Genomic DNA, 17,163 nt, shown 5'->3' with positions numbered 1-17,163 from the left:
CACGCACTACGGCACATTCGCCGCCAACCGGCAACAGCCACCCACCTCGGGAAGATTTTTTCGAGGAGAAGCCACGAGCGGGAACGTTTTGGGGCTGGTTGGATGTTGACCCTGGTACGACAGCTCGTCGAGCTAGAGAAGAGGCGACGTGACTACTGTTCTGACCCCCGCGAGCCCGCTGACGGCCGCCGATCGCTGCGACCGCTGCGGCGCCCAGGCATACCTGCGCGTCGTCCTGCTGAGCGGCGGAGAACTGCTCTTCTGCGCCCACCACGGTCGCAAGTTCGAGCCGGAACTCAAGAAGATCGCCGCCGAGATACAGGACGAGACGGAGCGGCTCACCGCCCCGGCGACCGCCTCCGAAGAAGAGCGCTGACACTTCGCGTCCGACGACGAGCAGCCCGGCACAGGCCGGCCGACGGGCGACCGCCTCCGTTTCTTCGGAGGCGGTCGCCCGTCTTGGCTCACAGCCCCCGGAGACCTCTCCAGAGCCGCGCAGACGCTCTCGGAGCGCCTCTCAGGTGCGGGACCACCCCAGCGTTCGCAGGACGTCGGAGATGCGCGTGTAGACGCCTGGACTGCCCGCCCAGCCGCAGCCGGTGCCCCAGGACACGAGGCCTATCAGCCGTCCCTGCGCCACCAGCGGCCCCCCGCTGTCCCCCTGACAGGCGTCGCGGCCCCCTGCCACCTCCCCCGCGCACAGCATCGTCCTGGCGCGGTAGGTGCCTTCGGAACCGCCCGGATACGCCCGCTCGCACAGCGCGTCCGGCTGCACCCGCACGCGTGCCGCGTGCAGGCTGCCGGCGAAGGTGCCGGACCCCGTGGTGTCCCCCCACCCGTAGACCAGAGCGCTCGTACCCGCGCGGTAGGCGGGGTCCCCTGCGTCCGCCATGCCTATCACCGCGCTCGAGGGCAGCGGCTCCGCCAGGCTGAGCACGGCGAAGTCGCCCGAGTTCGTGACGCCGTCGTAGCCGGGGTTCACCCAGGTGTCGCGGACGGCGATCTCCTTGCCGCGCTTCGAGAGCAGCTCCGTGCGCCCCGCGATCACCCTGAGGTCGCGCATCCGCCCCGGGGGTGCCCCCAGCAGTTCCTCGTCCATGCAGTGGGCCGCGGTGAGGACGGTGGTCCGACCGACCGCCACACCCCCGCAGAACTGTCCCGCTCGCGTACCTCCGAACCGGTCACGACTGGACAGCGCCACCGTCCACGGACTCTCCGAGACATCGACGGGGAAGCCACCGACGACGATGCTGTCGGCCGCCGTCGGCGCGGCCGTGGCCAGCGGTATGACGGTCCCCGCGGCCGCCAGGGCGAGCGGCCGGGCCAGGGCCCGGGCAAGACGACGTCGCATGCGCGCTCCTCACACTGGGGTGCTCCTGAAGCACCCAGAGTGATCGACGCCGTCCGGGTCCGCACCCGCGCGGCAGCGTGAAGGCCCGGTTCCCGAGGACGGGAACCGGGCCTTCACGGACGTGGCGCGCCACCGCGGGCGCGGCGGACCGACCTAGTCGAGGTAGTCGCGCAGCACCTGGGAGCGGGACGGGTGGCGCAGCTTCGACATGGTCTTGGACTCGATCTGGCGGATCCGCTCGCGCGTGACGCCGTAGACCTTGCCGATCTCGTCGAGGGTCTTCGGCTGACCGTCGGTGAGACCGAAGCGCATGGAGACGACGCCCGCCTCGCGCTCGGACAAGGTGTCGAGGACGGAGTGCAGCTGTTCCTGCAGCAGTGTGAAGCTGACCGCGTCGGCCGGGACGACCGCCTCGGAGTCCTCGATGAGGTCACCGAACTCGCTGTCGCCGTCCTCGCCCAGCGGGGTGTGCAGGGAGATGGGCTCGCGGCCGTACTTCTGGACCTCGATGACCTTCTCCGGGGTCATGTCGAGTTCCTTGGCCAGCTCCTCCGGGGTGGGCTCGCGGCCCAGGTCCTGGAGCATCTGGCGCTGCACACGCGCGAGCTTGTTGATGACCTCGACCATGTGCACCGGGATACGGATGGTGCGGGCCTGGTCGGCCATCGCGCGGGTGATCGCCTGGCGGATCCACCAGGTCGCATACGTGGAGAACTTGTAGCCCTTGGTGTAGTCGAACTTCTCCACCGCGCGGATCAGACCGAGGTTGCCCTCCTGGATCAGGTCCAGGAAGAGCATGCCGCGGCCGGTGTAGCGCTTGGCCAGGGAGACCACCAGACGGAGGTTGGCCTCCAGGAGGTGGTTCTTGGCGCGGCGGCCGTCCTCGGCGATGATCTCCAGCTCGCGCTTGAGCTTGGGGGCGAGCTTGTCGGCGTTGGCCAGCTTGTCCTCGGCGAACAGACCCGCCTCGATGCGCTTGGCGAGCTCGACCTCCTGCTCGGCGTTGAGCAGGGGGACCTTACCGATCTGCTTGAGGTAGTCCTTGACCGGGTCGGCGGTGGCACCGGCGGCGGCGACCTGCTGGGCCGGCGCGTCGTCCTCGTCCTCGTCGGAGAGCACGAACCCGGCGTTCTCGGCGCCCTCGGGCTCCTCCGCCGCCTTGGGCTCCTCGATGACCTCCTCGTCGACCAGCTCGGCGTCGTCCTTCTTGGCCGTGGTCTTCTTGGCGGCCGTCTTCTTGGCCGTGGTCTTCTTCGCGGCGGCCTTCTTGGCCGTGGTCTTCTTGGCAGCCGCCTTCCTGGCGGGCGCCTCCTCCTCGACGGCCGGGTCGGCGGCGGGCTCCGCGGGCGTGGCGGTGGCGGTGGCCTTGCGGGCGGTCGCCGTCTTGGCCGCGACCGTCTTGGTGGCGGTGCGCTTGGCGGGACTCTTCGCTGCGACGCTCTTGCGGGTGCGCTTGGGCTCTGCGGCACTGACCATCAGCGTCACACCCTCTTCCTCGAGGATCTGGTTGAGGCTGCGCAGTACGTTCTTCCACTGAGTGGCCGGAATCTGGTCAGCTTCGAAGGCCCGACGCACGTCATCGCCGGCGATCTGCCCCTCAGCCTTTCCCCGCTCAATGAGAGCCATGACAGAGACGGACTCGGCGATCTCCGGCGGGAGCGTACGGGATGTGCTGGCCGACACGAACAACCTCTCGGAACGTTGAAAAACGGCTTCCGGCCCCGTCCACAGTGGACAGGAGCCGACCGCCGGCTTGGGGATGGGCCGACGGTGCGGGCGGGGGCCGGGAAGATGCACAGCGCCATGCATGGCGTCCGTATTCCCTCCGCGGCTGTCACCTCTTAGGTCATCGCGTTCCCTTCAGGAGCGTTACGCCCAATCCGCGTGGCCCGAGTCACACCCCGTAAACGAGCAGAACCGGCCATACCGACACAAAAGCGTTCACCCGGGGGCGAGGAGGTCGTCTCCCCGGGACGGCGATGCCGTTCTCGCCGTCGGACCCTGTGGGATCCACCAACGATCCCACAGGGTCCGACGGGGGACGGGTCACCGGTGGGGCGCTGCCACAGGAGGGGGATGGCATGCCGCACCGCGCCGTCCGCGGAACGCGGTCAGTGCTCGCGCGGCGCGGGCACCACGCGTTCCACCTCGGGATGGACCGTGAGGAGTTGTCGCATGGCCGCCTCGGCCGCCGCACCGTCGCCGGCGGCCAGTGCGTCGACGATGCGGGCGTGGTGGCTCAGCGAGTTCTCGTTGGGCCGCTCACAGCCCGCGACCGGACCGCCCGAGACCTGCAGCGCGGCGGACACGATCCCGGAGAGGTGCTCCAGCATCCGGTTGCCGGCGACCTGGATGAGCAGGGAGTGGAACTCGGAGTCGGCCCGGGCGAACGTCAGCGCGTCACCCTGCCCCATGGCGTGACCCATGATCTCCACCATGTCGGCCAAACGCTGCTGGACATCCTCCCGCCCGTGACCGGCCGCCAGGCGGGCCGCGAGCGGCTCGATCGTCCAGCGCAGCTCGCTGAGCTCGCGGCGCTGGTCGTCCCGCTGCGGCCCGAAGGCCCGCCACTCGATGATGTCCGGATCGAGGAGGTTCCAGTCGCTGACGGGGCGCACGCGCGTGCCCACGTTCGGCCGGGCGCTGACCAGCCCCTTGGCCTCCAGGACGCGGAGGGACTCACGGACGACGGTGCGGGAGACCTCGAAGCGCTGGCCGATCTCCTCCGGGACCAGCGGACGGTCGGCCCCCAGGTCCCCGGAGACGATCATCTGCCCCAACTGCTGGACGAGTTGGCCGTGCAGTCCGCGTCCGCGGCTGCCTGTGGCCCGCCGGCCCACGCGGCCCAGTTCCGGATCCGCTCCGTCCCACGCCGGGGCTCCGACGCGGTCGACGGCGGGCGTCTCCGCGTAGGGGTAGCGGTCGAGTTCGCCCGGGTTCGCGAGGCCGGAGTCTGCGGAGCGGGCGGCGGTCATCATGGTGTGCGCAAGGGTACTCACGCATCCTTTGTCGGCGTCGCTTCCAACTCCCTTGAGGTCTTTGGTGAAAAGCACACGAAAGGGTGATCGCTCGCCCCGTCGCAATTGACGCCTTATCGGAAAGAAATGGGCAATTCACGGGGAGTTGTGAGCGGGTGCGCACCGAGATGGTCATGGGCGGTCGTCATCGGACTCTGCGGCGCAGGCCGGTGAGCAGGTAGGCGCAGAGCAGCGCCGCCAGCGACAACGTCAGCGCCCCGCCGACGGGTTGGGCGACCAGGCGCAGCACCGCGTCCAGGTAGCGCTCGCCCCCGAAGGGCCAGCGGAACGGCAGCCCTTCCCGCAGTCGCGCCGCGAACGGGACCGGGGTGCGCACCGACGGCCCCTCCATCACCTTGTGCACGAGGGGGACGACGAGCAGGGGCACGGCGACGACTGCGGCCAGTCCCGCGGTCGTGGAACGGAAGACGCCGGCGGCCAGCACGCCGGCACAGGCGCACCCCGCGACCAGTCCGAGCCAGCCCGCACTCAGCGGGAGCCAGTCGGCGGGAACCTCGACGATTTCCGGTCCGTAGACGAGGTAGAGCAGTTCGGCGTCGCATCCGACGGTCAGCACGGCCAGCACCAGCGCGGTGGCCGAGGCGACGAGGAGTTTGGCGGTCAGCAGTCCGAGCCGCCGGGACACGGTGCCGCGGTCCGCCGCCAGCGCGGGGTGGCGGAACTCGTCACCGAAGGCCAGCGCGCCGAGCAGCCCCGCACCCAGTGCCGCCGGCGGCAGCGGCAGCTCCCTGGGCCAGGCGGCCAGCAGACGTGGCTGCGGGGTGTGCCCGACGCGGGCCAGCAGTACGGCGGTGAGCGCGGACACGACGAGCACGCCGGCCCCGACGAGGAACCCCGTTCCGACGCCTGTGGCACGGCGGATCTCGTACCGGATGGGACGGAGGGGCCTGGGCGCGGGGCGCACGGAGATGGGGGGTGGCAGCTCGGCCCCGGGGCCTGACGTCCCCCCGGTCCGGCGCGAGCGGGCTCCGGCGGGCGGGCGGGCGTCCTCGGCGGCGGCCTGCGGCACTTCCGGGTCACCGGGCGCTGACACAGGCGTACCCGCTCCGGCGGACCCACCGGGGTGGTGCCGCGGTGCGGTGGCGGGAGCCTCGGAGTGCTTCCGCGGCGCGTCGGCGGTCAGCGGCTGCGGAGCGACCGTCGGGTGCCGGGGAATGCCGGTGGTGGACGGCGCGGATGCGCCGGCGTCCGGTCCGGCGCTGTCGGCCCGGGCCGCACTGTCGCCCGCCGCCCGGCCGGCTGCCCCGGCGCCGGGCCCCATGTCCCCGACCTCGTCCGCCAGTTGGTGGACGACGATGCCGTTACGGAAGGCGGTCTCGCCGACGTCGGCGCAGGTACTGCCGTAGACGCAGAGGCGGTTGCCGCCCTCCCGCACGACCTCCACGGACCGCTGCGCGGAGCGGGCCTCCTGCGCGAGCAGCGCGGAGAGGCGGGCGGCGTGCGGGCTGCGGACGGCGACACGAGGGCGCAGCCGGGTGCGTGAGAACTCGGCGGCGTCCTGGTCGGCGACGAGTCTTCCGCGCTCCAGCGTGACGACGTGGTCCGCGATCCACGCGGCCTCCTTCGGGTCCGCCGTCGTGCACAGGACCGTGCCGCCCTGGGCCGCGTGCGCCCTGAGCATGCCGTGCAGCCAGCGCCGCTCCCCTGCGGAGAGCCCTCGCGCGGGGTCGTCGAGCACGAGGGTGTGGGGGTCCGGGAGCAGCGCGCACGCCAGTCCCAGCCGGCGGTCCATACCGCGCGACAGGGTGCCGAGGCGCTCGTCGCGCAGGCTCACGAGCCCCACCGCTTCGAGGACTTCGTCGGCGCGGCGGGCCGGGACGCCTGAGGCGGCGCACAGCATGCGGAGGTGCCCGCGGACGGAGCGGGCGGGGTGCCCCGGCACATCGCCCAGCAGCACGCCCACCTCACGGGCGGGATGAGGGATGCGGTGCAGGGGGCGGCCCCTGAAGTAGGTGATGCCACGGCCGCGTTGGAGTTCGAGCATGAGCCGGAGCGCCGTCGTCTTGCCGGCGCCCGGTGCTCCGAGCAACGCGGTGACGCGGCCCGCGTGCGCCTCGAAGGAGACGTCGTCGACGGCGGGCGGAAGCTCTTTGCGGGGGTTGCTGGTCAGTCCGATGGCCTGGATCACCCGATGCAAGATAGCGTGCCATATCGGGTTTTTCGGGCATCGCACGGCCCACCGCCGCGGGGACGCACGCCCTGTCGGGTCCGTCGGGCCTTTCCCGGCTGCGGCTCAGACCTCGGGGCGCAGCATCGGGGGGTTGAGCAGCGTGGCTCCGCCGGCCCGGAAGAGCTGCGCGGGGCGGCCGCCCTGCCGGGTGGTCGTGCCTCCGGTGGGCACCAGGAAGCCCGGTGTGCCCGTCACCTTGCGGTGGAAGTTGCGCGGGTCGAGTGCCACGCCCCAGACCGCCTCGTAGACCCGGCGCAGCTCGCCGACGGTGAACTCGGCCGGGCAGAAGGCCGTCGCCAGCGACGAGTACTCGATCTTGGAGCGGGCGCGCTCCACTCCGTCCGAGAGGATCTGGGCGTGGTCGAAGGCGAGCGGTGCCACCGGCTCGCCGTCCCTGCCGTGACCGTCCTGCTGGAGCAGCTCCCCAACGGGCGCCCAGCGTGCGTTGCTGGCGTCACCGCCCGCCCGGGGCGCGGGCAGGTCAGGTGCCAGAGCGAGGTGGGCGACGCTGACGACCCGCATCCGGGGGTCGCGCTTGGGGTCGCCGTAGGTGGCGAGCTGTTCCAGATGGGCGCCGTTGTCCTGGGCGGGGATGGCGGGGTCGTGCACGCGCAGGCCCGTTTCCTCGGCCAGCTCCCGGGCCGCGGCCTGGGCCAGGTCCTCGTCGGCCCGTACGAAACCGCCGGGGAGCGCCCAGCGCCCCTGGAACGGCGGTTCGCCCCTGCGTACCGCCAACGCGCACAGGGAGTGGCGGCGCACGGTCAGCACGACCAGGTCCACGGTGACGGCGAAGGGCGGAAAGGCTGACGGGTCGTAGGGCATGCGGCGATCATAGTCGTCTGCCTGACGATAAACACTCCCTTCGCCGGTCGTATCGATGGCTGATCCACTTCGGTACGGCGCTCACGTCGTCGTTGCCTCACCGCGGCTCGGCGACGGAGCGTCCCACCAGGTCACACCCCCCGCTGCAGTCCGTCCGCCGCTTCCTCGACCAGGGCGGGACCGAGTCGGCCGATCCGCACGGGGAGGGGGCGGCCGCGATGCGCAGGCCGGTGAGAACGATCTCGCCCAGCGGCGCGCTGCGCACCGGTCGCAGGGTGACCGTCCCGGCCCGTGCGTCGGGGCGTATCCCGGCCAGGGTGGTCAGCATCAGGACTCCGGCGGCGGCCGCGGTGGCCGCGGGGCGGCGGGCCGCCGGGTGCGGGAGCGGAGTGCTCCCCCGCCGTTCCCCGGCGTACATCTCGGGCAGCCGGTGGCCGAACCCCTCGGCCGCCGCGAGAACACTCCGCAGCGCTGACGCCGCCTCCCTGTCCAGCCGGCGTGGCAGAGGCCGGCTACGACCACCGCCGTTTCGTGTTCGTGCACCCGCACGGCGCCTGTCCGGTGGCCGTACGGGTTGGCCGGACTCCTTCACGCCCAGTCCTCGCAGGCCCCCCGCCCGAGTCCAGATCGGGTCCGCCCGGCAGCCGGGTCATGCGCTCGGTCCGTACCTTGTCGAGGAGGCCCGGTGCGAGCAGGCCGCCGCCCAGGAGTCCGGTGTCCAGGAGGTGCGCGACCGGTGTGCCGAGGGGAGGGACGAGACGGCCGTCCGGGGCACGGGCCGCCGCCGGGCGGTCTCCCCGCCGGTCGTCGATGCAGGACTCCTCACCGCGCCCCGCCGGTGCCCTGACGGCCGGTCGGCCCGCCTCCCTGCGGCACACCGCGTCGCTCCTCGGCGCCCTGCCCCGCCGGCCCCGGACCGACCGGGCCCGGACGCGCACCGCCGGGACGCGTTCCGCTCCGGTTCCCGCCGCCTGCCGCACCGCCCGCGGGGCGTGCTCGCCTCGACGACGCCCGCGGATACGGCAGCCGCCCTCCCGGCCGCCCCTCCTCCGCGCGCGTGCTGCGCGAGGCACGCCTGCCGCCACCGGGCGCACGTGTGCGCTGTCGGCGGGGCAAGGGACGCGAGGCGGGTGCCGCCGGGCCGGGGGCGGCTGGTTCGGCGGTCGAGGGCCCGCCGTCGCCGTCCTTGCGCGGTTCCGCCCCCGTGGCCCGCTCGTCGGATACGGTCCCCTCGCGGTCCACGCGCTCGGCTCGCAGGCAGCGGCGGACCGATTCGGGGTCGAGGCCCTCGTTGCACGCCTGGTGCAGCAGGCGTGCGAAGAGGTAGTCGGGGTCCGCGGCAAGCGCCAGGGCGAGGGCTTCCCGGGCCTCCAGCTCGTCCCCTGTGGACCAGGCGACCCACCCGGCGAGTGTCAGGGGTGCCGCGGCGTGCTCGCCGTAGGGCCCGACGCAACGGCGCGCGAGCGCCCGCCACAGGCGCAGGGCCGGGCCCGCTTCGTCGCCCTCCATCCACTCGGCCGCGCGGTCACGGGTGGTGCGGTCCTGCAGGCCGAGGATCAGCGTCGCGGCCTCGTCGTGCCCGAGCAGGTCGTCGTCCCTCAGATCCTCGGGGACCATGCCGGAGGCGGGCGGGGCGTCTGCGAAGCGGCCCATGATGCGCATGGCCAGCTCCAGGGTCTCCTCGGCGACCTCGTGGCGGCTCGCGGCGTCGAGGATCCTGGGGATCAGCGCCATGCCGGCGGTGTCCAGGGCCTTCTCCTGTTCGAAGGGGGTGGGGTTCTCCCGGGGCAGGAGCCTGGCGCGCAGTTCGCGCAGCGTGCCGCGGACCTGGAGGCCCGCATAGGTGGCGGCGGCGGCCAGCACCGAGGTGCCGGGCAGGCCCAGCGGTGTGCCCTCTGCCGGGCAGCAGGTGTCGTCGTCGCAGCAGTAGGACCAGAAGCGGCCGTCCGAGACGCACAGGGCCTCCACCACCGGGATGTCCAGGGCACCGCATTCCAGGCGCAGGGTGTGGGCGAGCGGACCCAGCCGCTCCTTGACCTGCCTGCCGGACTCGCCCGGGACCGGCTCATGGCAGAGGAAGACGACCATCTGCTCCGGCCGGGTGCCCCGGCGCTCGCTGCCCGTCACCAGGCCATGGGCCAGCTGCCGGGCGGCGGGGGGCCAGTCGTCCGGGTTCGCGGGAATGCCGAGCCGGGCCCGGCCGCCGAACCGGCCGCGCCCGTCCCTGTCGTGCAGCGCGACCAGCACGATGCTGTCCTCGGGACGGTAGCCGAGGAGATAGGGCAGGGCGTCGGCGAGCTCGGCGGGGCTGCGCAAGGTGACCTGCTGTGCGCCGTCGCTGTCGTACACGGTGCGGTTGATGTCTTCCGGGCCGGAAATGCCGCTGTTCTCGGGGGATCCGGGCGTCTCGCTGTGGTTCGTCATGCCGAGACGATCTCGCAGATCATGACATTCCGGTTCTACCTGTGGACAAGTCGGATCAGGGACATGCCACCCGCCCTTGCGGCGGCGCGTGCACCCCGCCCGCGTCCACGGCTCGGCCGACCGGATGTCGGCGCCGTCCTGTTGTATGGGACCCATGGAGCACACGAGCAACACGGATCTCCGGACGGCCGCCGACGCGGTCCTCGCCCGTCTCGTCGGGGACGTCTCGGGCGAGGCCCGGCTGCGCGAGGACCAGTGGCGCGCGATCGAGGCGCTCGTCGCCGACAAGCGCCGTGCGCTGGTCGTCCAGCGCACGGGCTGGGGCAAATCCGCCGTCTACTTCGTCGCCACGGCACTGCTGCGGGCGCAGGGCAGCGGCCCCACGGTGATCGTCTCCCCGCTCCTCGCCCTGATGCGCAACCAGGTGGAGTCGGCGGCCAGAGCCGGAATCCACGCCCGGACGATCAATTCCTCCAACAGCGAGGAATGGGACGCCGTCCAGGACGAGATCGCCGCCGGTGACGTGGACGTGCTGCTGGTGAGTCCGGAGCGGCTGAACAACCCGGACTTCCGTGACCAGGTCCTGCCCAGGCTCTCCGCCGCGACCGGGCTGCTCGTGGTCGACGAGGCGCACTGCATCTCCGACTGGGGGCACGACTTCCGCCCGGACTACCGGCGGCTGCGCACCATGCTCACCGACCTGCCGGACGGCGTACCGGTCCTCGCCACCACCGCCACCGCCAACGCCCGCGTCACCGCAGACGTCGCGGAGCAGCTCGGCACGGGAGGCTCGTCGGACGCTCTGGTGCTGCGCGGCCCGCTGGACCGGGAGAGCCTGAGCCTGAGTGTGCTGCGCCTGCCCGACGCCGCGCACCGGATGGCCTGGCTCGCCGACCACCTGGACGAGCTCCCGGGCTCGGGGATCGTCTACACACTGACCGTGGCCGCCGCGGAGGAGGTCACCGCCTTCCTGCGGCAGCGCGGTCACACCGTCGCCTCGTACACGGGCAGGACGGAGAACGCCGAACGGCAGCAGGCCGAGGAGGACCTGCTCGCCAACAAGGTGAAGGCCCTGGTCGCCACCTCCGCTCTCGGTATGGGTTTCGACAAGCCCGATCTGGGCTTCGTGGTGCACCTCGGCTCCCCGTCCTCCCCCATCTCCTACTACCAGCAGGTCGGCCGCGCCGGCCGCGGTGTCCGGCACGCCGAGGTGCTGCTTCTGCCGGGGAAGGAGGACGAGGCGATCTGGGAGTACTTCGCGTCGCTCGCCTTCCCCTCCGAGGACCTGGTGCGCCGCACCCTGGACGTCCTGGCGCACGCGGACCGGCCCATGTCGCTGCCTGCCCTCGAGCCGCTGGTGGAGCTGCGCCGATCCCGGCTCGAGACCATGCTCAAGGTCCTCGACGTGGACGGGGCGGTGAAGCGGGTCAAGGGCGGCTGGATCGCGACGGGCCGGCCGTGGACGTACGACGCCGAGCGTTACGCGTGGGTGGCGCGCCAGCGCAAGGCCGAGCAGCAGGCGATGCGCGAGTACGCGGCGAGCACGGACTGCCGGATGGAGTTCCTGCAGCGCCAGTTGGACGACGAGGGCGCCAAGCCCTGCGGCCGCTGCGACAACTGCGCGGGCGCGCGGTACACCGCCGAGGCCTCCGCGACCGCGCTCGAGGCGGCCCGCGAGGATCTCGGCCGGGCGGGCGTGGAGGTGGAGCCCCGGCGGATGTGGCCCACCGGTCTCCCCGCGATCGGCATGGACCTCAAGGGCCGTATCCCGGCAGGGGAGCAGGCCGCGCAGGGCAGGGCGCTGGGGCGTCTGTCGGACATCGGCTGGGGCAACCGGCTGCGTCCGATGTTCGCCCCGCAGGCGCCGGACGGGCCGGTGCCGGACGATGTCGCCAAGGCCGTGGTGGGTGTGCTGGCCGACTGGGCCAAGGGCCCCGGCGGGTGGGCTCCGGGGGCGGCGGATGCCCGGGCCCGGCCGGTGGGAGTGGTCACCCTCGCCTCCCGCACCCGGCCCCGGCTGATCCATTCGCTGGGAGCGCGGATCGCGGAGGTCGGCCGACTGCCACTGCTCGGCTCGCTGGCGTACACGGCCGAGGCGCACCCCGCCTCCCGGAGCAACAGCGCCCAACGCCTCAAGGCGCTCGACGGAGCGCTCACGGTGCCCGCCGACCTCGCCGCCGCGCTCGCGCAGGCGCAGGGCCCGGTCCTGCTCGTGGACGACTTCACGGAGACGGGCTGGACTCTCGCGGTCGCGGCGCGTCTGCTGCAGCGGTCCGGTGCACAGGGCGTGCTGCCACTGGTGCTGGCCGTACAGGGCTGACGGTTCGTCCCACTCGATGGGTGGGGATATTAGCCATGGAACACCCGATACCGGTCCGCTGCCCCAATTGCTCGTTGCCGCATCCAAGTTCGACAGGAAGAATTGAAGTCCGCACCCGCACGGCTCGCCCGCCGATCAGGTAGGGCTCTGTTGCGTGCGCGCTCCCCCGAATCCGACCCCGCCCGCAGTCCGGGCGTAGCCGAAGGGAGGACCGTGACCTTCGGATTCGCTCCGTCCTCGGCGGCATCGCTGTCGACGTCCGCCGCTTCCGCCACCCGTGTGCTCGAGCCCGCGGAGTGGGCCGCCGCGGGAATCCCGCTGCTGCGCAGTCCACGCGAGGTCGTCAGCGGGCTGCACGCCCGGCATGCTCCCGGTCCGGCGACCGCGGTCGTCGCCGTGCTCGATCCGGACGAACGTCTGCGCGCGAGCGCGTCGTTCACCCGCCGTGCCGCCTCCGCGGACGGCTGGATGTTCCGCAACGTGCTGCTGGCCCAGTTGCGCCGGGTCATTCCGCACGACCTGCGGCGCCGCGTCCCCGTGCGCACCGCCGTGCTGCTCTACTGCCGTGACGGCGACGCCCGTTGGACGGAGGAGGACGGCGCCTGGATGTGGGGGCTGCGGGACGCCTGCACCCTGCACGGGCTGCGGTGCGGGGCGTACATCACGCTGACCCGGGACGGCTGGCAGGTCCTGGGCGAGGGGCGCGGCGGGCGTCATCCCAGCGCCGGCTCGGCGCCGGAGCCGTTCGCCATGTCCGAGGCACCGCCGCGGATCCCGCGCACCGGCGGTGCCGCGTCGGAAGTGCTCCGCCGCGCGGCGGCACGCTGACCCAGCGGGGAGCATTCCGACTGCCGGACCACCCGGACCGCGCCGCCGACGGGCCTGGGCACGGAAACGCACGGTACCTCCGCGCGGCGCCTCGGCACAGCGCCGATGCACGGTGTCCGGACCCGGCGGGGACCGAGGCGGCACACGCGGCCGCGCATCGGCCCGTCCGGTTCCGTACACGCGGGCGACGCGGTGACCGCGGCGTACGCTTCCCCGACGGCCCGGCCGACGCCGTGGCGCCGGCTCAGACAGCCGCGCCCAGCACCGAATTGATCCGTTCCGGGTCTCCGCAGACGATCAGCAGGGCGCCGGCCCGGGTGTGAGCCACGGACAGCGCGGAGGCGGCTGCGGACTCCGGGCCGCCGTTGACGGCGACCACCACGACAGGCCGCGCTCCGGCACGGTTCGCCACTTGGGCGTCCGTGTAGAAGACATCGTCACCGGCGTCGTGCTGGGCCCAGTAGGAGGCTTCGCCGAAGGACAGTTCGTGGGTGGCCCACGGGTGCGGCTCACCAGTGGTGATCACCAGCACGTCGCCGGGGGCGCGGCCCGAGTCCAGCAGCAGGTCCACGGCCTCCTCGGCGGCGTCGAGCGCCCCTTGGGCCGAGGCCGGGATCAACTGGATCTGCGGGGTGGCCGCAGCGGGTGCGGGCCGGGCCGCCGGAGCGGGCTCGGCCGCGGGAGCCGCATCGCGCGGCGCACGCTGCACCGGCGGCGCGGGCCGCGGCGGGCCGGGACGACCGGGACGCGACGGAGCCGCGGGGCGGGGACCGGGTACGGGGCGGGGGGTCGGCGCGGTGCGGCCGCTGGCCGGCGTGGCGCGGGGACCCTGGGCACTCTCGTGAATCTGAGGCTCCTCGGGAATGAGAGGCATGAGCTGATTTTTATCAAACGTTGGTACGACACGCGCCGCCGGGTGGCACATGAGTACGGGCCGGTCCGTCAGAAGTCGAAGCCGAGCTGACCCTCGATCTCCGGAACGCGCCCGTCCGTCCAGCTGCGGACCTTCTTGAGGTGCCGCCACTGGGGCAGCGCATCAAGATACGCCCACGACAACCGGTGGTGCGGAGTGGGCCCCCGGACCTCCAGTGCGGCCTTGTGCACGGGCGACGGATACCCGGCGTTGTCCGCAAAACCGAAGTCTGCATGGTCGATGCCCAGTTCGGCCATCATTTTGTCGCGCTGAACCTTGGCGATCACCGAGGCCGCCGAGACCGCCACGCACGACTGGTCACCCTTGATGACCGTGCGGACCTGCCAGGGCGTGCCGAGGTAGTTGTGCTTGCCGTCCAGGATCACCGCGTCGGGCCGCACCGGGAGCGCGTCCAGTGCGCGCACCGCCGCCAGCCGGAGGGCGGCGGTCATCCCCAGGTCGTCGATCTCCTCGGGGGACGCGTGCCCCAGGGCGTAGGACGTGACCCAGGTCCGCAGCGTCTCGGCGAGTTCGGTGCGCCGCTTGACGGTGAGGAGCTTGGAGTCGGTCAGTCCCTCGGGGGGCCGACGCAGTCCGGTGACCGCCGCGCAGACGGTGACGGGGCCGGCCCACGCGCCGCGCCCCACCTCGTCGACACCTGCAACGATCTTCGCTCCGGTCGTGGCGCGGAGTGAGCGCTCGACGGTGTGAGTAGGCGGTTCGTACGGCATGGCGCCCTAAGCGTACGCCGCCCGGAACCGCCCGCGACACCCCGGTTCCCACAGCGGCACCGGCGTCCGGTCCGAGCCCGGCTCAGGGGCCGCTCCGCCGCAGCAGCGGGACCATCAACTGGTCGATCATTTCCGTCAGATCGACGTCCGTCCATTCACTGCCGCACATCTTGGAGCGGTACATCATCATCGCCGGGATGGCGTCGAAGACATAGCTGTTCGCCGCGTCGGGGCGCACCTCTCCCCGCTCGATTCCGCGCTCGATCACCTCGCGCAGCATCTTGAGCGTCGGTTCCACGACCCCCTCGAAGATCACCGCGTGGAAGCGCTCGGCCTGAAGGGTGTCGCATTCGTGAATCACCGAACGCAGGGCGAGCCCTGACCGGGAGAACATCCCGTCGCGCGCCTGCAGGCACAGGTGCAGCAGGTCGTCGCGCACGCCGCCGAGGTCCGGCGCCGAGCCGAATTCCGGCAGCCCGGAGCGCAGGGCGTCCGCGACGAGGTCTTCCTTGGACGGCCAGCGCCGGTAGACGGCGGCCTTCCCGGTCTGGGCGCCCGCGGCGACGCCCTCCATCGTCAGACCGCTCCAGCCGACCGTGCTGAGCTGCTCCAGGGCGGCGTCGAGGATCGCGCGTTCCAGCACGGCGCCGCGGCGGCGGGGGGCCGGCGTCTGAGCGTGGGCGGCCGCCCAGCTCGAAGTAACCATCTGAACTCTCTCCAACGAGCAGAGGAAGCGGGCATTCCGGGGATGAAGCACCTGCCGCACGGCGACTGAGGGGGACACACCGAGCGGCGACGCATTGAGTGAACGCTTGCGTTCACTGTCGAGGACTCCTACCGTTGGCGCAGCAGTGAACGCGAGCGTTCACTGACGCACTCGTGGGGGACCCATAGTGACAACCTCTCCGTTGATTCAGGACCAGAAGCCAGGTGCGGCACGCCGGGACGGGCATCCCGGCATCGCGCTCACCGTCATCGCGGCCTGCCAACTCATGGTGGTACTCGACGCGACGATTGTGAACATCGCGTTGCCGCACATCCAGAACGCTCTCCAATTCAGCACCACCGATCTCACCTGGGTGGTCAGCGCCTACACCCTGACCTTCGGCGGCCTGCTGCTCCTCGGCGGCCGCGCGGGCGACATCCTCGGCCGACGCCGCGTCTTCATGAGCGGCATCCTGCTGTTCACCGTCGCCTCGCTGCTGGGCGGGCTCGCCCAGGAGCCGTGGCAACTGCTGGCCGCACGCGTACTGCAGGGAGTGGGCGGTGCGATCGCCTCGCCCACCTCGCTGGCACTCATCACCACCACGTTCCCGGAAGGACCCGAGCGCAACCGTGCCTTCGGTGTCTTCGCCGCGGTCTCCGCGGGCGGCGGCGCCATCGGCCTGCTCGCGGGCGGCATGCTCACCGAGTGGCTCGACTGGCGGTGGGTGCTCTTCGTCAATGTGCCGATCGGCCTGCTGATCGCCGTGCTCACACCGATGTACATCAACGAGTCCGAACGGCACACCGGCCGTTTCGACATCGCGGGCGCCGTGACCTCGACCGCCGGTATGGCCTCCCTCGTCTACGGCTTCATCCGCGCGGCGGAGGAAGGCTGGCGGGACAGTGTGACCATCGGCTCGTTCACGGCCTCCGTGATCCTCCTCGTGGCCTTCGCCCTGATCGAGTCCCGGGCCAGGGAACCGATCACCCCACTGCGGATGTTCGCGGACCGCAACCGCTCGGGCACGTATGTGATCATGCTCAGCCTGGCCGCGGCCATGTTCGGCATGTTCTTCTACATCGTCCTCTTCGTACAGAACGTGCTCGGGTACAGCCCGATCGAGGCCGGTCTCGCCTTCCTGCCGGTGACGGTCGTGATCGCGCTCGGCGCCGGGCTGTCGCAGAGGTTCCTCCCGGTCTTCGGGCCCAAGCCGTTCATGCTCATCGGTTCGGCACTCGCCGCGACCGGGCTGGCCTGGCAGACGCTGATCAGCTCCGACAGCTCCTACGTCAGCGGCATCCTCGGCCCGATGCTGATCTTCGGCTTCGGTATGGGCCTGAACTTCGTGACGCTGACCCTCACCGCGGTCTCCGGGGTGGCCCAGCACGAAGCCGGCGCGGCGTCCGGGCTCCTCAACGCCACCCAGCAGGTGGGCGGGTCGGTGGGCCTGGCCCTGCTGACGACGGTGTTCGGCACGGCCAGCAGGGACGAGGCGGAGAAGCAGGTGCCGGGCTTCCTGGCCGAAGGGACGGCGGAGCAGAAGGCGGAGTTCGCCCAAACCCAGCAGCTCCCGGCGCCCTGGGGACACGAGGTGCTCGCCCAGGGCATCTCCACCGCCTTCATCCCGGCTGCCGCGATGGCCGTACTCGCCCTGGCCACCGCGTGGTTCGTCATCCGGGTCCGCAAGAGCGACCTGGAGGCGCTGTCGGGCACGGCAGGACCGGGCATGGGCTGAACCGGCAACGCCACGGGTGCGGCCCGGTGGCGCTCCGGCCGACCTCACGGGAGTCGGCCGGAGAACGCCGGGCCTGCCCGCGAACCGCAGCACCACGGCGCTCAGGACGAGCAGCACGGCGAGCC

At 72.2% G+C, this 17,163-nt stretch carries 13 protein-coding genes and 1 pseudogene; 4 read left to right on the top strand and 10 right to left on the bottom strand.

All coding sequences use genetic code 11. The annotated features are described in order from the left end of the window. Positions 1–148 precede the first annotated feature (148 nt). Complete coding sequence (locus tag ACZ44S_RS12445) at positions 149–376, top strand: DUF7455 domain-containing protein (RefSeq protein WP_125503844.1); 228 nt, start codon at positions 149–151, stop codon at positions 374–376. A gap of 141 nt (positions 377–517) precedes the next feature. Here ACZ44S_RS12445 and ACZ44S_RS12440 read toward each other — a convergent pair whose 3' ends face one another. The 7 genes and pseudogenes from ACZ44S_RS12440 to ACZ44S_RS12410 all read right to left on the bottom strand — a co-directional run bounded on the left by ACZ44S_RS12440 (position 518) and on the right by ACZ44S_RS12410 (position 9,805). After that, positions 518–1,351, bottom strand: coding sequence for a S1 family peptidase (locus ACZ44S_RS12440; RefSeq protein WP_466927631.1), 834 nt, complete (start codon positions 1,349–1,351; stop codon positions 518–520). 153 nt (positions 1,352–1,504) lie between these two features. After that, complete coding sequence (locus ACZ44S_RS12435) at positions 1,505–3,034, bottom strand: RNA polymerase sigma factor (protein ID WP_466927629.1); 1,530 nt, start codon at positions 3,032–3,034, stop codon at positions 1,505–1,507. Between the two features lie 428 nt (positions 3,035–3,462). After that, a complete protein-coding gene (locus ACZ44S_RS12430; RefSeq protein WP_466927626.1) occupies positions 3,463–4,350 on the bottom strand; it encodes a FadR/GntR family transcriptional regulator in 888 nt (295 codons plus the stop codon). A gap of 163 nt (positions 4,351–4,513) precedes the next feature. Continuing rightward, positions 4,514–6,517, bottom strand: coding sequence for an ABC transporter ATP-binding protein (locus tag ACZ44S_RS12425; RefSeq protein WP_466927624.1), 2,004 nt, complete (start codon positions 6,515–6,517; stop codon positions 4,514–4,516). 105 nt (positions 6,518–6,622) lie between these two features. Continuing rightward, positions 6,623–7,381: an NUDIX hydrolase gene (locus ACZ44S_RS12420; RefSeq protein ID WP_466927621.1), complete on the bottom strand. Its 759-nt coding sequence runs from the start codon at positions 7,379–7,381 to the stop codon at positions 6,623–6,625. Positions 7,382–7,512: 131 nt separating this feature from the next. Further along, positions 7,513–8,193: pseudogene (locus ACZ44S_RS12415) on the bottom strand (glycogen debranching N-terminal domain-containing protein); the annotation flags it as partial. A gap of 10 nt (positions 8,194–8,203) precedes the next feature. Further along, entirely contained in the window at positions 8,204–9,805 is a 1,602-nt protein-coding gene (locus ACZ44S_RS12410; protein WP_466927619.1) for a DUF4192 domain-containing protein, read from the bottom strand. A 154-nt stretch (positions 9,806–9,959) separates the two neighbouring features. On the opposite strand from ACZ44S_RS12410, the gene ACZ44S_RS12405 reads away from it, so the two are divergent. Next, entirely contained in the window at positions 9,960–12,125 is a 2,166-nt protein-coding gene (locus ACZ44S_RS12405) for a RecQ family ATP-dependent DNA helicase (RefSeq protein ID WP_466927616.1), read from the top strand. Positions 12,126–12,338: 213 nt separating this feature from the next. Next, on the top strand, positions 12,339–12,953 hold the full coding sequence (locus ACZ44S_RS12400; RefSeq protein WP_466927615.1) for a hypothetical protein: 615 nt from the start codon (positions 12,339–12,341) through the stop codon (positions 12,951–12,953). Between the two features lie 244 nt (positions 12,954–13,197). On the opposite strand, the gene ACZ44S_RS12395 is transcribed toward ACZ44S_RS12400, so the two are convergent. The 3 genes from ACZ44S_RS12395 to ACZ44S_RS12385 all read right to left on the bottom strand — a co-directional run bounded on the left by ACZ44S_RS12395 (position 13,198) and on the right by ACZ44S_RS12385 (position 15,303). Beyond that, positions 13,198–13,827: a hypothetical protein gene (locus ACZ44S_RS12395; protein WP_466927613.1), complete on the bottom strand. Its 630-nt coding sequence runs from the start codon at positions 13,825–13,827 to the stop codon at positions 13,198–13,200. 68 nt (positions 13,828–13,895) lie between these two features. Then, complete coding sequence (locus ACZ44S_RS12390) at positions 13,896–14,597, bottom strand: ribonuclease HII (protein ID WP_190165060.1); 702 nt, start codon at positions 14,595–14,597, stop codon at positions 13,896–13,898. Positions 14,598–14,679: 82 nt separating this feature from the next. Continuing rightward, positions 14,680–15,303, bottom strand: a complete 624-nt coding sequence (locus ACZ44S_RS12385) for a TetR/AcrR family transcriptional regulator (RefSeq protein ID WP_466927610.1) — start codon at positions 15,301–15,303, stop codon at positions 14,680–14,682. A gap of 187 nt (positions 15,304–15,490) precedes the next feature. Here ACZ44S_RS12385 and ACZ44S_RS12380 point away from each other — a divergent pair, with 187 nt between their 5' ends. After that, positions 15,491–17,038 carry an MFS transporter gene (locus ACZ44S_RS12380; protein ID WP_466927608.1) on the top strand — a complete coding sequence of 516 codons (1,548 nt, stop codon included), beginning with the start codon at positions 15,491–15,493 and terminating at the stop codon, positions 17,036–17,038. Positions 17,039–17,163 lie beyond the last annotated feature (125 nt).

The organism is Streptomyces malachitofuscus (assembly GCF_055571035.1).
Note: the sequence above shows the minus strand (reverse complement) of the source record. Positions and strands in the feature narration are given on the sequence as shown.

Excerpts from the sequence above, each read along its gene's own strand:
- ACZ44S_RS12440 (WP_466927631.1), bottom strand. The coding sequence starts at position 1,351 with ATGCGACGTCGTCTTGCCCGGGCCCTGGCCCGGCCGCTCGCCCTGGCG.
- ACZ44S_RS12420 (WP_466927621.1), bottom strand. The coding sequence starts at position 7,381 with ATGCCCTACGACCCGTCAGCCTTTCCGCCCTTCGCCGTCACCGTGGAC.
- ACZ44S_RS12410 (WP_466927619.1), bottom strand. The coding sequence starts at position 9,805 with ATGACGAACCACAGCGAGACGCCCGGATCCCCCGAGAACAGCGGCATT.
- ACZ44S_RS12405 (WP_466927616.1), top strand. The coding sequence starts at position 9,960 with ATGGAGCACACGAGCAACACGGATCTCCGGACGGCCGCCGACGCGGTC.
- ACZ44S_RS12395 (WP_466927613.1), bottom strand. The coding sequence starts at position 13,827 with ATGCCTCTCATTCCCGAGGAGCCTCAGATTCACGAGAGTGCCCAGGGT.
- ACZ44S_RS12390 (WP_190165060.1), bottom strand. The coding sequence starts at position 14,597 with ATGCCGTACGAACCGCCTACTCACACCGTCGAGCGCTCACTCCGCGCC.
- ACZ44S_RS12385 (WP_466927610.1), bottom strand. The coding sequence starts at position 15,303 with ATGGTTACTTCGAGCTGGGCGGCCGCCCACGCTCAGACGCCGGCCCCC.